Here is a 15,005-nt window from a genome sequence, read left to right on the forward strand (position 1 = left end):
GCCGGCGGCAGCCTCACACGTCATCGGGCAGCCGCCGGTCCCGCTGGAAGGCAAGGACGGACGCACCGCCATCCGATGCGGGAACCGCAATCCTCGCCTGCCCGCCAGCCTCGGATACGGAGGCGGGAGCCATGGTCAGATAGCGCACGCAGCTGACACGCAGGAAGGAGGCGAGGTTCTGGACCGCGCCATGGACCTCCACGACCTCGTCATGCAGAGTGACGATCAGGCGGTTGGTGGTGATCCCCTGCTCCGCCGCAATGTCGGCGAGGACGTTCCAGAACAGGTTCTCCAACCGGATGCTGGTCACCATGCCATGGATGCGGACCGAGCGGGACCGCGCCTCGTACAGGATGGGGTCGGTGTTGACGAAGATCTGGCACATGCACCGGCCCTCCCTGGAGCGGTTACGCTGTCCTGCGGCAGGCGGGGTCAGGCACGACCGCCGCCCATTCCCTTGCCGATGGCCTCGCGCCGGATGCCGTGCTGGCTCAGCTTGCGGTACAGGGTGCTGCGCGAGATGCCCAGCACCGCGGCGGCGTCCGACAGGTTCCCGCCGGTGGCGGCGATCACGTCCTCGATGGTCCGCTGCTCCGTCACCGTCAGGGACATGGCCGGCGGGGACATGGCCGGCAGGGCGGGAGACGCAGGCATCGCCATCGGCGGACCCGGCAGGGGCCAACCCTCCGCGTCCACGCCGCCGCAGGCGTCCCGCAATTCTTCGGGAAGATCGCCGACGTCCACCATTCCGCCGGTGGACAGCAGGACCGCGCGTTCCACCAGATTCCTCAGCTCCCGGACATTGCCCGGCCAGTCATAGCGATACAGCCGGTCCAGCGCCGCCGCCGTGAACCGAACCGGATCCCGCCCGTGCCGGTCGGCCAGCAGATCGTTGAAATGGGCGATCAGGCGCGGCACGTCTCCCTGCCGTTCCCGCAACGGCGGCACCCGTAGCGCGGTGACGGCGAGGCGGTGATACAGGTCGCGGCGGAAGCGGCCGGCGGCCACCTCGTGGCGCAGGTTCCGGTTGGTCATGGCGAGCAGCCGGACCGACACCCGGCGCGGCGTGCTGTCGCCGATGCGGTACAGCACTCCCTCCTCCAGCACCCGCAGCAGATAGGGCTGAAGGTCGAGCGGCAGTTCGCCCACTTCGTCCAGGCACAGCGTGCCGCCGTCGGCCAGTTCGAAACGTCCGGTCCGTCCCTCCGCCGCAGCCCCGGTGAAGGCGCCGCGCACATAGCCGAACAGCTCGCTGCCCAGCATCTCGCGCGACACGGCCCCGCAGTTGAAGGGGATGAAGGGACCGCCGGCCACCGCGCTGTGGCCGTGGATGGCCCGCGCGAACAGTTCCTTGCCGACGCCGGTCTCGCCCTCGATCAGGATGGGGACCGGCAGGGGCGCCAGCCGCTCCCCCTGGCCGATCACCGCGCGCAGGCTGTCGCTGCCCCCGACGATCTCGCCGAAACGCGACCGCGCATGGTCGGTCTCGTCGGACGCCGTGCGTCGGCCGGCGGGCAGGCGGCAGGAGGCTGCGCGGGGAATGACCAGCAGCGTGCCCCGCCGCTCGCCGTCGAGCATCAGGGGCCGGACCCAGTCGGCGGGCACGGGCAGTTGGCCCTCCGCCGGATTGGCCGCCGCCGTGCCGGCGATCCCGACGATGGGCAGCTTCGTTCCGCGGCTGAGCTGAGGCAGGTCGGACCCGAGGCTGGCCTTCAGCAGATGCGCCGCCTTGCGGCTGGCGTAGAGCAGGCGGCCCCGCGCATCCAGAGCGATCAGTCCCTCTCCGGCATATTTCTGGCTGTCCTCCAGGCAGGCTTCCAGCAGCCGGACATGTTCCGCCTCGGTCTGGCGGGCGAGGTTCCATTCCACCTGCCGGGCGGCCACCACCGCCAGTGCCAGCGCCTGGGCACTGAATCCCTGCTTCAGTCCGGAAATGTCGAGCAGCCCGACGACCGACCCATCCAGCGGATCGTGGATCGGTGCCCCGGCGCAGCTCCACCCCTTGATGCCGGCGCAGTAATGCTCGGCCGCCTGGACCAGCACCGGCGTCTTGGACGCCAGCGCCGTGCCGATGCCGTTGGTCCCGGCGCTGCTCTCGCTCCAATGGCCGCCGCAGCCCAGGCTGATGTCGCGTGCCGCATTCAGCGTCGCCCGGTCGCCCGCCGCCTCCAGCACCACGCCGTTGGCATCGGTGATCAGCATCACCGTCCGCGTCCCGGCCAGAAGATCCGCCGCCTCCGCCAGCGTGGTGGCTGCGGCCTGCAGGAGTTCGCGGTTCTCCCTCCTCAGGGCCTCGACATGGTCGGCGCCGACAACCGGCGCCGCGTCCGCCCGCGCATCGACCAGAAAGCTCTGGCACCGCGCCCAGGACCGGATGACCACGTCGCGGACCGGCAGGTTTTCCTGCCGCGATCCGGAAACGAAGTCCTCCCACGCCTTCATCGTCGCCCGTTCGCCGTCCCGTTCACTCTTGGCCAGCGCATGGAACGCCGGACCGGATGACGCAACGGCCGAGCGGCCGATGGCGACCTCTTCATTGGCCAACACTGTCCCCTCCCTGCTTCCCGGCGTCTTTTGCTGTTTTATTGCCCGTGCGCCGATTGTCCTTCGGTCCGAAAGCGGAGGCCTGCCCCGATCCGCCGCTCGTCAGATTGTTCGTATAAGAAACCATAAGCCGAACCGAAGCAGGAGCGGTAGTAGCGGAATACTCTATGGCTTTTTTCCCTGTCACTTTCCCCGAAGGTGGAGGTTTCCTGCCGCCGGATCCGGATCAGGCGCGCCCGTAGCGCTCCATCCCGCCGCCACGGGCAGGGCCTGCCGTGGGATCGACGTCGTCGGGAATGTCGGCGACCAGGGTGTGGGTGGTCAGGACCAGCTTGGCGACCGACACCGCGTTCAGTAGGGCCAGCGTGGTGACCTTGGCCGGATCGATGATGCCGGCGGCGAACAGGTCGCCGAACCGGCCGGTGCGCGCATCGAACCCGGTGCCGTCGGGAAGCTCGGCGAGGCGCGCGGCGATGCCTGCCCCGTCCAGTCCGCCATTCTCCGCGATGCAGACCAGCGGCTGCAGCATCGCCCGCTGCACCAGCCTTATCCCTGCGCGCTCGCCCTCCCCACATCCGTGGCCAGCCGGTCGAGCAGCGGGCGATGCGGGCCAGCGCGGTGCCGCCGCCGGGCAGCACCCCCTCCTCCAGCGCCGCACGGGCGGCGGCGAGCGAATCCTCCAGAAGCTGGGCGGTGCGCTTCTGCTCAACCGGGGTGGCGCCGCCGACCTCGATCAGGGCGGTTCCATGCGTCAGCTTCGCCAGCCGCTGGGACAGCTTGTCGCGTTCGATGTTGGGCGGCGCCTCCTCCCACTGGCGCTGCACCAGGGCGCGGCGGGCCGCCAGCGTGTCCGGATTGCCGTGGCCGCGCAGGAGGGTGGTGCGGCCGGCGGACACCTCGATGCGGTCGGCGCCGCCCAGATCCTCCACCGTCACGCTGTCGAGGCGCCCGCCGAGGTCACGGGCAATCACGCGCCCACCGGTCAGGATCGCGATGTCCTCCATCGTCGCCGTGCGCCAATGGCCGAATTCCGGCGGATTGATCGCCACCACCGTGGCGCGGACGTCGCGGCGCAGTTCCATCAGGGCAGCCACCACCTCCGGCGCCACGCTGTCGGCCATGATCAGCAGCGGGCGATGCCCGGCGGCGATGCGGTCGACCAGGCGCAGGACCGGCTCCGGATCGGTGATCTTGTGGTCGGTGATCAGGATGTAGGGCCGTTCCAGCACCGCGGTCTGGCCGGTGGGCTCGGTCGCCATGTGGTGCGACAGGAATCCGCGGTCCAGCACCATGCCCTCCAGCACATGCAGCGCGGTCGGCGCGCCGGGCTGGCCATATTCGATGTCGATCACCCCCTCAACCCCCACCCGGCGCAAGGCGTCCGCCACCAGCCGGCCGAGCGCCGGGTCGGTCGCCGCGACCGTCGCCACCTGCTCCAGCTGGGCATGGTCCTCCAGCGGCCGGGCCATGCCGCGCAGCCGGTCGACGACGAAGCCGCAGGCGCGCTCCATCCCCTCCACCAATTCCACCGAACCATGGCCGTCAGCCAGCACGGCGACGCCGTCCTGGATCAGCGCGTCGGCCAGCACGGTGGCGGTGGTTGTGCCGTCGCCGGCCACGTCGTTGGTCTGCTTCGACACCTCGCGCACCACCTGTGCGCCCATGTTCTCGAAGCGGCAGGGCAACTCGATCTCGGCGGCGATGCTGACGCCGTCGCGGGAGATCATCGGCGTGCCGATGGGGCGGTCGATGATCGCGTTCGTCCCCTTCGGCCCCAGCGTGCCGCGCACCGCCAGCGCCAGCTTGCCCACCCCACGGGCAAGCGCGGCCCGCGCCTCGGCACGGTGCAGCATCATCTTCGGCATGGTCTCTTTTCCTCCCATTCTTGATTTTGCGGATTTGGATAAAAACGCCCTCTCCCGCCCCGGAGAGGGAGGGGACCCACGCAGTGGGGAGGGTGAGGGGTGATCCAAGGAACCGGAAGCGCATGGCTTCGTGCCTGACCCCTCACCCTTCCCACCGCTTCGCGGTGGGCCCCTTCCCTCTCCCGGGACGGGAGAGGGAGAAATCACTCGTACGCCAGCGCGTCATCCATGTTGCCGAAGAGGACGACGGTGTCCTCGTCGATCATGACCATGCGGCCATAGTGGGTGGAGGTGGAAATTTCGAAGATATGCGGGGTCATCTCGCGGCCGAGCGCTTCACCGATCTCGCTCATCTTGAACTCGATCTTGCCCTCGCCGTCGATCCGGATCATCGCCGGCAGGTAGGTGACGGTGATGCCGGGCTTGCTCTCCATCACCTCGGCGATGCAGCGCGCCTCGACGCTGTCGTTCATCGTCACGCCGCACTGGTGCGAGATGGTGCCGTCCTGGGTGATGTCCTTCAGCGGCTTGAAAAGCTGCTGCACGGTGGTGACGCTCATGGTTTTCATCCTCTTGTGGCGGAGATGCGGGAAGGATCACTCGGCCGCGGCATCAGAAACCGCGGCCGGGGCGGCGGGCTGCCCGACCTCGACCGGCGGCAGGGCCGGCAGGTCGGCGTCGATGCCGATCTCGCGCCCGATGACGGCGACGCGGTTGCGCGCCCGCTCGAAGGCATCCGCGAAGCTCGCCGCCTTGACCCGCGGCAGCGACCACAGCGGCTGAAGCTGCAGCGCCGCCTTCACCGCCAGGCCGGCATGATGGGTGAACCAGCTCTGCAGCATGGTCCGGTTGTCCTGCCCGTGCGCCGCGTCGCGCAGCAGCAGGGCGAACAGCTCCACCGCGTTGGCAAGGTTGCGTTCATAGTCGGCCTCCGCCGCCGAAATGACCGACGGGGTCGAGAAATCGTTCTGCGCCGCGGCCACCTGCATGACGAAGCCGCTGCGGAACAGCTCGCCCACCAGCGGTTCGAAGACGAGATTGACGGCGAAATACTGCTCCAGGAAGTCGGTGGCGGCGCGGATATGCTCCACCGCCTCGCGGCAGGGCTGCCAGATCGGGTCGTCCAGCCAGTGCGCCTTGCCGGCGTCGAGATCGAATCCTCCGATGTCGCTGCCGACCTCGGCCAGATAGAGCGTCAGGTCCTGGGCGAAGCGCAGCTTGTAGGAGGCGTTGGTCAGGATGGCGTTGTTGACCATCTGGGTGTAGCCGTAGCGCTGCGCCCGCATCAGCGCGGTGCCCAGCCCATATTCGGCATGCTTGAAGGCACCGACATGGTTCTGCAGTACGGCGACCCAGGCCTTGTCGAAGCGCTGGGGCGCACCGGCGCGGCGCGCATTCTCCACCACGTTCTGGATCATGCCGACGATGGTGGACTGGCGCTGGTAATGGGTGCGTTCCCATTCCTGGTCGGGCGCGCGGAAGCCGTGCCAGTCCGTGCATTTCAGCACCGTCCAGTCCTTGGAATATGTGGGCGTGCCGTCGCCGAAGGAGATGATCCAGTTCTGGAGCAGATAGCGCTCCGGATCGGGCTGGACGTCGACCGTCACGTCCTCGTAATGGGTCGCCTTGCGGCCCTTCGGCTCGAAGTAGTTGTAGCGGCGGCTGTCGGAACCCGGAAAGGCCTTGGCCCCGGCGGCGGCGGATTTCGTTTCGGTTTCCTGCATGGTCATCGTCTTTCCTCCCGTATTTGCGAAATCCCGGCTCAGCGGGTGGCGGGGGTGAATTTGTCGAAATAGACGCGCGCGGAATCGACGCCGGCCATCTGCAGGACCGGCAGCACCGCGTCGATCATCGGCGGCGGCCCGCAGGAGAAGACATCCGCCTCCTCCACCTCCGCCATCTCGGACAGATGCCGGCGCAGCACCTCGTGGATGAAGCCGGTCTCGCCGGTCCAACCGTCGCCCTCCTCCGCATGGGACAGGGCGGGGATGAAGGCGAAGTCCGGCAGGCTGCGGGCGAACTCCTCGAACTGGTCGAGGTGGAACAGGTCCCGGCGGCTGCGGGCGCCGTAGAAGAGGCGCACCGGCCGCGTCTCGCCGCTGGCCGCCTGATCGCGCAGGATCGACAGCAGCGGCGCCATTCCCGACCCGCCGCCGACCAGGATCATCGGCCCGTCCCGCCCCTCGCGGCGGAAGCAGGTGCCGTAGGGACCGCGGACGCTCACCCGGTCGCCGACCGACAGGCCGCCGTCCAGCTGGCGCGAGAAGGCGCCGTCCGGGTATTTCTTGATGATGAACTCCAGCCGGCTGCCGTCCGCCGGCGGGTTGCCCATCGAGAAGGACCGGGTGAGGCCGATCCCGGGCAGCGTGATGTCGGCATATTGCCCGGCCCAGAACTTCATCGGCTGGTCCAGTTCCAGCGCGATGGCAACGATGTCGTGGGTCAGCGGCTCCACCGCCGCCAGCCGCGCGTTGAAGTCCTTCACCGGGATGGAGCGGGACAGCAGATCCTCGTCGTAGTTCAGCAGTTCCACCGCCACGTCGCTGTAGGCCAGCGAACGGCAGAGCAGGATGTGGTTGCTGTCGCGCTCCGGATCGGAGAGCGCGAAAGTGGAGTATTTCAGCATCTCCACGTCGCCGTCGATCAGCAGGCATTTGCAGGCGGAGCATTGCCCCTCCTTGCAGCCATGCATCAGCGAGACGCCCTGGCGAAAGGCCGCGTCGAGGATGGTTTCCCCCTCCGCGACCTCCATTTCGATGCCGACCGGCTCCAGCCGCACCGTGTGGACGGCCGGACTGTTGTGCAGCGCTTGTGCGGTCATGGTCTGTCGATCTCCGCGGTGATGTCCGCCTGTGATGTCCGCAGGGGATCCCCGTTCCCCCTCTCCACCCGGAAAGGGGGGCCGGAAAGGGGGGCAGGCCCGAGTGAATGGGCGGGGGATCAGACCCGGCGGATCTTGAAGCCCTTGCGGTAGTCCTCGACATGCGTCTGACGCTGTTGCGGCGTCATCTCGCGCAGCGCCAGCAGCGGGCTGCGGATGGTATGGCCGCGCACATGGTCCAGCGTCCACATGTCCTTCTCCTCGAAGGACAGATGCGGCTGGGCGACCAGCGTCTTCCCGTCGGGGCGGACGAAGCCCATGTCCTGGATGGCGTCGGCGAGGTCCCAGCCGTCATAGACCTCCTCCCACTGGCGCCGGCCGGAGAAACGGCCCATCGCCGGGGTCGGGCGACCCTGGTATTCGGCGGCGAACGCCTCCTTGTGGGTCCAGCGGTCGACCTCGGAGGCGTAGGTGTAAAGCTCGCCGTCGACCTCATCGACCTGGAAATCCTCGCGGATCACGCAGGGCACCAGGCTCGACCAGCAGCGGTGCGGATAGACGTAGCCGGTGTCGGCGAAGGTGATCGGCACGCTGCCGGGCTTGCTGAGCTTGGCGTAATTTTCCCACCAGACGCCGAACTCGTCGTACCAGCCCGGATACTTGCTCTCGAACCATTCGAAGTCGCGCTCGGTCATCGCCTCGATGCGCCAGAAATTGGCCCACCAGCCGGCCGAGAAGAACTGGGCGATCTTGTGGACGTAATTTTTCTTGACGATGCTGTCGAAAGGCCTCGTGAACGTCGTCATGGTGGATCTTGATCCCGTACTTCTCCAGCGGCAGCATGTAGGTGCGGTAGTAATCCTCGAATATCCAGCGGTGCCACAGCTCGGCGTAGGATTCCTTGTTCTTGTCGCGATTCTTGGTGCCGTATTCGATGATCGTGCCGATTGCGGCATCGACGATCATGTGGTTCTGCCAGAAGGAATAGCGGATGTCGCGTTCCAGCAGCAGATGGTTGTCCGGCTCCTTCAGCACCGACATCAGCATGGGAATGGCCGTTGCCGATGTGGCGGGATTCGTCGCTCTGCACCGACAGGAACACGGTGGGCAGGGCATAGTCGCCGTTGCGCGCCGCCTCAGACGGCATGGCGACGAACAGCGTGTTGGTGAAGGCGGTCTCGGCCACCACCTGCAAATAGATGTTCGACGCTGTGATGGCGTCGCCGGTCAGGAAAGCCTCACCGAACTGCCGGCCGATGGTGGTGGCGTAGCATTTGCCGAAGGCTTTCTCGGTGATGTCGAAGCCGGCCGGGTCGATGTAGTTCTCCATGTACCATTTCTTGAGGTTCATCTGGATCGTCGAGTGCCGGAATTCGTCGATCATCTGCATGGTGAAGCCGGTGCGCAGGTCGTCGCCCGGCGCCAGCTGGCCCAGCGTCGCCATCGACCGCGCCCGCCGAGATTTCCGGGAAGGGAATGATCGCCAGGAACAGCTTCATCCACTCGATCCAGCGCGGCTCCACATTGCGGAACATGTCGCCGCGCAGCGCAGCATCCAGCGCGCCGTAGACGCGGTTGTCCTTCTCCTCCTGCATCGGGAAGTAGGAGCGCAGGACCTGCTTCATCGGGTCGCGCGGCGCCTTGGAAATCTTGTAGTCGGTCGGGAAGGCCATCGCCTCCTTGACGTAGGACGGCGTCCAGCCGAGATTCGGCGACGCGGCGCGCCGCCTCGCCGATGCCGATGCCTTTCTGGGCGGTGATCTTGTTCAGCGTCAATCCATCCGGCATGTCGTCTCTCCCATGATTTTGATGATGGTGTTCCGATGGTCTGGCTAAAGGATCGGGCCTGAAGGATCGCGTCGTTCGCCGGTGCCGGGCGAATGGCTGCCGGGCAAAGTCGTGCCGGCCGGCCTACGGGATGCCGATGGCGTGATTTCCGAGATCGTCCGGCTTCAGGCCGATTGTGTCCGCCGAACGGGGGCGGCTGCACCGTCGACCCTATAAAGCAACGGCCATGCCAAGCCGGCAATCGGCGGCGGCAAACCGATTTTAAAGAACGTTCGTATAGCGCACTGTCCCATCATGAGACGATCTGTCGCGGCAGGTGTCTCAAAACGAAACAGTCGGGACACTCGATACCCGGCACCCCCCGGGAAAACGTCCGGCCACCAAGCTCCCGGCAACCGCCCGCAAGATGGCATGACGCTTGCTGTTCCCAGTCAACGGCGCCGCCCCGGCCACTTGGTCCGGCAAAGACAAGCGTAGGCGCCTCCCACGCATCGGGAGGGTTTTTGAAAGATGAGGCATGCGATGCACGCGAAACTGTCGCCGCACCGCTGGGTGATGCTGCTGCTCCTGCTGTCCATACCGGTCTCTCCCTTCACGCGGAAATCCGCGCGGCGGAAGGCGAGACGCTGTTCCGGCAGCAATGCCGGAGCCTGCCATAACGGTGAAGAAGGGCGACGGACCGCGCGCCGGGCCGCCGCTGTTTGGCGTCATCGGCCGCAAGGCCGGCTCGGCGGCCGGCTTCGAGTATTCCGACGCGCTGCGCGGCGCCGGCTTCGCCTGGGACGCCGGCCATCTGGAGCGCTGGCTGGCGAACTCGAACGAGTTCCTCCCCGGCAGCTACATGAATTACAGGCAGGACGACGGCAGCGTCCGCAAGAGCATCGTCAATTTCCTGGAAGCCAGCGCAACCCGCTGACCCGGCCCTACAACGACATCGCAGGAAGCATCATGGCCAAGATCATCCACATGATGGTGCGCGTCCTCGACGAACAGCGGTCGCTGGACTTCTACGCGAAGGCCTTCGGGCTGGAGCCGGCCGAGCGGCTGGCCTTCGACGGCTTCACGCTGATCTACCTGCGCAATGCGGAGAACGATTTCGAACTGGAATTGACCGTCAACCACGACCGCACCACCCCCCTACACCCATGGCGACGGCTACGGCCACATGGCGGTCGCGGTGGGCGATCTGGAGCGGGAGCATGCCCGGCTGTCGGCCTTGGGCTTTCCGGTAACACCGGTGAAGGAGTTCGCCCCCGGCGGCGCGCTGCTCGCCCGCTTTTTTCTTCGTCACCGATCCGGACGGCTACAAGACCGAGGTCCTGCAACGCCACGGCCGCTACCGCTGAGTTTTGACGACAAGAACAAACCCCTTGGGAAGGAGACGTCGATCATGCGCGTTCTCGACAAACGGATACGGTTCAACAGGCGGAATTTCCTCAAAACCTCGGCCGCTTCGGTGGCGGCGGCGGGCGCGGTCTCCAGCGGTGTCGTGTCCATCGCGGCAGCGCCGGCCTGGGCCGATGCGCTCACGGCGATCAAGCCCGACGCGGCCAGAACGCTTCTGGTGATGGTGCGCGACCTCTATCCGCACGACCGGCTGGGCGACGCCTATTACGAGAAGGCGCTTGCCTCCATGGACCAGGAGGCTGCCAAGGACGCTACGCTGGCCGGCCAGCTCAATGAAGGCGCCGTGGCACTCGATGCCGCCGCGCGCAAGCTGCACAACGCCTCCTACGCCGCCATTCCGGCCGAGGCGGACCGCGTCACGGTGCTCAAATCCATCGAAACCACCCCGTTCTTCCGCAAGGTCCGCGGCGACATGGTTGTCGCTCTCTACAACCAGCCGGAGGTGTGGGCGAAGCTCGGCTACGAAGGGGCATCCGCCGAATATGGCGGCTACATCCACCGCGGGTTCGACGATCTCGATTGGATCAAGGACGCCTGACGCGACCAGCCTCAATGAACGCCCACAAAAGCCCGCAACGGGGAGGATCGAGACATGGCTGCGAAATTCTCATTGGACGACGACGGCGTCGTGGTGGTGATCGGATCGGGTGCCGGCGGCGGCACGCTGTCGAACGAACTGGCCCAGAAGGGGATCAAGGTCGTCTGCCTGGAGGCCGGCGGACGCCACGAGATCCAGGATTTCGTGAACGACGAGTGGAAGAGCTTTTCGCAGATCTCCTGGCTGGACAAGCGCACCACGTCCGGTGCCTGGCGGGTGGCGAAGGACTTTCCCAACCTGCCGGCCTGGATCGTCAAGGCGGTCGGCGGCTCCACCGTCCATTGGGCCGGCGCTTCGCTCCGCTTCCAGGAGCACGAGTTCAAGGCGCGCACGACCTATGGCGAGGTGGAGGGGGCCAACCTGCTCGACTGGCCGGTGACGCTGGCGGAGATGGAGCCCTACTACGCCAAGGCCGAGTTCAAGATGGCACGACCCGGCACCAACGGCATCCCGCGCCTGCCCGGCAACAACAATTACAAGGTGCTGGCGGCCGGCGCCAAGAAGCTGGGCTACACCGATTTCCACACCGGCAACATGTCGATCAACAGCAAGCCGCGCGACGGCCGCGGACCCTGCCAGCAGATCGGCTTCTGTTTCCAGGGCTGCAAGTCGGGTGCGAAATGGTCGACCCTCTACACCGAGATCCCCAAGGGCGAGGCCACCGGCAATCTGGAGGTCCGGCCGAACGCCCAGGTCCTGAAGGTGGAACATGACGCCAAGGGTCGGGTCAACGCCGTGCTCTATGCCGACGGCACCGGCGCCATCCAGCGGCAGAAGGCCCGCATCGTCGCGGTGGCCGGCAACTCGATCGAAAGCCCGCGCCTGCTGCTGAATTCGGCCTCGACGATGTTCCCGGACGGGCTGGCGAACTCCTCCGGTCAGGTCGGGCGCAACTACATGCGGCACATGACCGGTTCGGTCTATGCGGTGTTCGACCGGCCGGTACACATGTACCGCGGCACCACCATGGCCGGCATCATCAAGGACGAATCCCGTTTTGACCCACGGCGTGGTTTCGTCGGCGGCTACGAGATGGAAACCCTGTCGCTCGGCGTGCCCTTCATGGCCGCCTTTCTCGATCCCGGCGCCTGGGGCCCGCGATTTCAGTTCGGCGATGGACGCCTACGACCATATCGCCGGCATGTGGCTGGTGGGGGAGGACATGCCCCGCGAGACCAACCGCGTCAGCCTGCATGCGACCGAAAAGGACAAGTTCGGCCTGCCCATTCCCAACGTGCATTTCGACGACCACCCAACGACATCGCCATGCGCACCCATGCCTATGGGCGCGGCGCGGCGGTCTATGACGCAGTGGGTGCTGTCCGGACCATCCATACCCCGCCCTACCCGTCCACCCACAATCTCGGCACCAACCGGATGAGCGCGAATGCGCGGGACGGTGTGGTCAACAAGTGGGGACAGGCACACGACATCAAGAACCTGTTCGTGTCGGACGGCAGCCAGTTCACCAGCGGAGCCTCGGAGAACCCGACCCTCACCATCGTCGCGCTGGCGATCCGGCAGGCGGAGTACATCGCCGATCAGATGACGAAGCGGGAGATCTGAAGAAGACGGTGCAAACACAAAAAACGCCTCGTCTCATGTGAGGCGGGGCGTTTTCCGATATGTGCGAAGATGCCGGCGATTTGAGCTTCGGTTTGAGCGTCTCTTGAGCCTGAGTGACCTGGCGGCGACCTACTCTCCCACGTCTTAAGACGCAGTACCATTGGCGCGGAGGCTTTTCACGGCCGAGTTCGGGATGGGATCGGGTGTTTGACACCTCGCCATGACCACCAGGTCACCAAGGCTCAAAGACCGACGCTCTTCCGAAGCGTATCGCTGTTCAGTGCAAGTGATTGAGGATGTATCGAACCGGCGGCGTTGCGTCAAGCAGTGCCTTAGCAGGCTTGCTGCTGCGCATGGCGCGGTTTGTGGGGTCGAGATCAAGCCGATCGAGCGATTAGTAAGGCTTAGCTTCAGGCATTGCTGCCCGTCCACATGCCTCCTATCGACGTGATGGTCTGTCACGGCTCTCAAGGGAGCTCTGGTTTAGAGGTGGGTTTCCCGCTTAGATGCTTTCAGCGGTTATCCCGTCCATACTTAGCTACCCGGCCATGCACTGGCGTGACAACCGGTGCACCAGAGGTATGTCCATCCCGGTCCTCTCGTACTAGGGACAGATCCTCGCAAAACTCCGACACCCACGGCAGATAGGGACCGAACTGTCTCACGACGTTCTAAACCCAGCTCACGTACCACTTTAATCGGCGAACAGCCGAACCCTTGGGACCTGCTCCAGCCCCAGGATGTGATGAGCCGACATCGAGGTGCCAAACGACTCCGTCGATATGGACTCTTGGGAGTCATCAGCCTGTTATCCCCGGCGTACCTTTTATCCGTTGAGCGATGGCCCGTCCACGTGGAGCCACCGGATCACTATGGCCGACTTTCGTCTCTGCTCGACTTGTCAGTCTTGCAGTCAGGCGGGCTTATGCCATTGCACTCGACGAGCGATTTCCGACCGCTCTGAGCCCACCATCGCGCGCCTCCGTTACACTTTGGGAGGCGACCGCCCCAGTCAAACTACCCGCCATGCAGGGTCCCGGACCCGGATCACGGGCCACGGTTAGATGCCAGAGACTTCAAGGGTGGTATTTCAAGGTTGGCTCCACCCGGGCTGGCGCCCGGGCTTCCAAGCCTCCCACCTATCCTACACATGAAGTCCCTAGCACCACTGCAAAGCTGTAGTAAAGGTGCACGGGGTCTTTCCGTCTGACCGCGGGAACTCCGCATCTTCACGGAGAGTTCAATTTCGCTGAGTTGGTGTTGGAGACAGCGGGGAAGTCGTTACGCCATTCGTGCAGGTCGGAACTTACCCGACAAGGAATTTCGCTACCTTAGGACCGTTATAGTTACGGCCGCCGTTTACCGGGGCTTCAATTCAAGGCTTGCACCTCTCCTCTTAACCTTCCGGCACCGGGCAGGCGTCAGACCCTATACGTCGCCTTGTGTGGCTTCGCAGAGCCCTGTGTTTTTAGTAAACAGTCGCTACCCCCTGGTCTGTGCCCCCCACAGGTGGTTGCCCACCCATAGGGCCCTCTTCTTCCGAAGTTACGAGGGCAATTTGCCGAGTTCCTTCAACACCATTCTCTCAAGCGCCTGGGTATACTCTACCAGTCCACCTGTGTCGGTTTGGGGTACGGTCTATACGGCGGGGCTGTTTCCTGGAACCGGTCCACAGCATGTCCAATCCGATAAGGACATACACGCTTTCCGATCCGTCACCTCCGCCAGGCCCACGACTATTAACGTGGTTCCCATCGACTACGCCTTTCGGCCTCGCCTTAGGGGCCGGCTCACCCTGCGTGGATTAACCTTGCGCAGGAACCCTTGGACTTTCGGCGACAGTGTTTCTCACACTGTTTGTCGCTACTCATGTCAGCATTCTCACTTCCGATACCTCCAGGCGGCCTCACGGACACCCTTCGCAGGCTTACGGAACGCTCCGCTACCACGCGATCACAAGGATCGCATCCGCAGCTTCGGTACACGGCTTGAGCCCCGATACATTTTCGGCGCAGGCCGGCTTAACTAGACCAGTGAGCTATTACGCTTTCTTTAAAGGATGGCTGCTTCTAAGCCAACCTCCTGGTTGTCATGGCCTTCCCACATCCTTTCCCACTTAGCCGTGATTTGGGGACCTTAGCTGGCGGTCTGGGCTGTTTCCCTCTCGACGATGGACCTTAGCACCCACCGTCTGTCTGCCGGACTGCACTCTGCGGTATTCGGAGTTTGGTTAGGTTTGGTAAGGCTCGCGCCCCCCTAGCCCATCCAGTGCTCTACCCCCGCAGGTGATATCCGACGCGCTACCTAAATAGCTTTCGCGGAGAACCAGCTATTTCCTGATTTGATTGGCCTTTCACCCCTAGCCACAGGTCATCTCCGACTTTTTCAACAGGCGTGAGTTCGGTCCTCCAGTGCG

The 15,005-nt window shown here is 65.2% G+C and carries 11 protein-coding genes, 2 rRNA genes and 3 pseudogenes (1 of these 16 only partly in view); 4 read left to right on the forward strand and 12 right to left on the reverse strand.

Translation table 11 applies throughout. From position 1 onward, the window contains the following. Positions 1–13: 13 nt before the first annotated feature. The 10 genes and pseudogenes from F1643_RS07025 to F1643_RS22490 all read right to left on the reverse strand — a co-directional run. Entirely contained in the window at positions 14–385 is a 372-nt protein-coding gene (locus tag F1643_RS07025) for a ribbon-helix-helix domain-containing protein (RefSeq protein ID WP_194912214.1), read from the reverse strand. 47 nt (positions 386–432) lie between these two features. Beyond that, entirely contained in the window at positions 433–2,547 is a 2,115-nt protein-coding gene (locus F1643_RS07030) for a sigma-54-dependent Fis family transcriptional regulator (RefSeq protein ID WP_194912216.1), read from the reverse strand. Between the two features lie 223 nt (positions 2,548–2,770). Continuing rightward, the gene (locus tag F1643_RS22475; RefSeq protein WP_255542519.1) at positions 2,771–3,073 is read right to left on the reverse strand and encodes a TCP-1/cpn60 chaperonin family protein; all 303 of its coding nucleotides are present in this window, start codon (positions 3,071–3,073) and stop codon (positions 2,771–2,773) included. A 127-nt stretch (positions 3,074–3,200) separates the two neighbouring features. Continuing rightward, positions 3,201–4,427, reverse strand: a pseudogene (gene groEL, locus F1643_RS07035) (chaperonin GroEL); the annotation flags it as partial. Positions 4,428–4,612: 185 nt separating this feature from the next. Further along, positions 4,613–4,969, reverse strand: coding sequence for an MmoB/DmpM family protein (locus F1643_RS07040; protein ID WP_085086548.1), 357 nt, complete (start codon positions 4,967–4,969; stop codon positions 4,613–4,615). Between the two features lie 36 nt (positions 4,970–5,005). Further along, positions 5,006–6,139, reverse strand: coding sequence for an aromatic/alkene monooxygenase hydroxylase subunit beta (locus F1643_RS07045; protein WP_194912218.1), 1,134 nt, complete (start codon positions 6,137–6,139; stop codon positions 5,006–5,008). Positions 6,140–6,171: 32 nt separating this feature from the next. Then, complete coding sequence (locus F1643_RS07050) at positions 6,172–7,230, reverse strand: NADH:ubiquinone reductase (Na(+)-transporting) subunit F (RefSeq protein ID WP_194912220.1); 1,059 nt, start codon at positions 7,228–7,230, stop codon at positions 6,172–6,174. 119 nt (positions 7,231–7,349) lie between these two features. Then, positions 7,350–8,036, reverse strand: coding sequence for a hypothetical protein (locus F1643_RS22480; protein ID WP_255542497.1), 687 nt, complete (start codon positions 8,034–8,036; stop codon positions 7,350–7,352). Then, on the reverse strand, positions 8,033–8,674 hold the full coding sequence (locus F1643_RS22485) for a hypothetical protein (RefSeq protein ID WP_255542498.1): 642 nt from the start codon (positions 8,672–8,674) through the stop codon (positions 8,033–8,035). Before F1643_RS22485 ends, F1643_RS22480 begins: the two co-directional genes overlap by 4 nt. A gap of 61 nt (positions 8,675–8,735) precedes the next feature. Then, positions 8,736–8,903: pseudogene (locus tag F1643_RS22490) on the reverse strand (methane monooxygenase); the annotation flags it as partial. A 776-nt stretch (positions 8,904–9,679) separates the two neighbouring features. On the opposite strand from F1643_RS22490, the gene F1643_RS22495 reads away from it, so the two are divergent. From F1643_RS22495 to F1643_RS07075, 4 genes and pseudogenes are all read left to right on the forward strand, one after another. Next, positions 9,680–9,934, forward strand: coding sequence for a cytochrome c family protein (locus tag F1643_RS22495; RefSeq protein WP_255542499.1), 255 nt, complete (start codon positions 9,680–9,682; stop codon positions 9,932–9,934). A 32-nt stretch (positions 9,935–9,966) separates the two neighbouring features. Continuing rightward, positions 9,967–10,364, forward strand: a pseudogene (locus F1643_RS07065) (VOC family protein). A gap of 44 nt (positions 10,365–10,408) precedes the next feature. After that, on the forward strand, positions 10,409–10,963 hold the full coding sequence (locus tag F1643_RS07070) for a twin-arginine translocation signal domain-containing protein (protein ID WP_194912221.1): 555 nt from the start codon (positions 10,409–10,411) through the stop codon (positions 10,961–10,963). Positions 10,964–11,017: 54 nt separating this feature from the next. Then, entirely contained in the window at positions 11,018–12,589 is a 1,572-nt protein-coding gene (locus tag F1643_RS07075) for a GMC family oxidoreductase (protein WP_255542500.1), read from the forward strand. 116 nt (positions 12,590–12,705) lie between these two features. Here the strand turns inward: F1643_RS07075 and rrf are convergent. Together rrf and F1643_RS07085 are read right to left on the reverse strand one after the other, a co-directional pair. Further along, a 5S ribosomal RNA gene (rrf, locus tag F1643_RS07080) occupies positions 12,706–12,821 on the reverse strand. 141 nt (positions 12,822–12,962) lie between these two features. Continuing rightward, positions 12,963–15,005, reverse strand: a 23S ribosomal RNA gene (locus tag F1643_RS07085) (it continues 720 nt past the right edge of the window).

It is taken from the genome of Azospirillum sp. INR13 (genome assembly GCF_015390205.1).
Classification (GTDB): domain Bacteria; phylum Pseudomonadota; class Alphaproteobacteria; order Azospirillales; family Azospirillaceae; genus Azospirillum.

Bases quoted from the DNA above. Each gene is read 5' to 3' on its own strand.
- F1643_RS07040 (WP_085086548.1), bottom strand. From the start codon at position 4,969: ATGAGCGTCACCACCGTGCAGCAGCTTTTCAAGCCGCTGAAGGACATC.
- F1643_RS22475 (WP_255542519.1), bottom strand. From the start codon at position 3,073: ATGCTGCAGCCGCTGGTCTGCATCGCGGAGAATGGCGGACTGGACGGG.
- F1643_RS22480 (WP_255542497.1), bottom strand. From the start codon at position 8,036: ATGACGACGTTCACGAGGCCTTTCGACAGCATCGTCAAGAAAAATTAC.
- F1643_RS07075 (WP_255542500.1), top strand. From the start codon at position 11,018: ATGGCTGCGAAATTCTCATTGGACGACGACGGCGTCGTGGTGGTGATC.
- F1643_RS07045 (WP_194912218.1), bottom strand. From the start codon at position 6,139: ATGACCATGCAGGAAACCGAAACGAAATCCGCCGCCGCCGGGGCCAAG.
- F1643_RS07050 (WP_194912220.1), bottom strand. From the start codon at position 7,230: ATGACCGCACAAGCGCTGCACAACAGTCCGGCCGTCCACACGGTGCGG.
- F1643_RS07070 (WP_194912221.1), top strand. From the start codon at position 10,409: ATGCGCGTTCTCGACAAACGGATACGGTTCAACAGGCGGAATTTCCTC.
- F1643_RS22485 (WP_255542498.1), bottom strand. From the start codon at position 8,674: ATGGCGACGCTGGGCCAGCTGGCGCCGGGCGACGACCTGCGCACCGGC.
- F1643_RS07025 (WP_194912214.1), bottom strand. From the start codon at position 385: ATGTGCCAGATCTTCGTCAACACCGACCCCATCCTGTACGAGGCGCGG.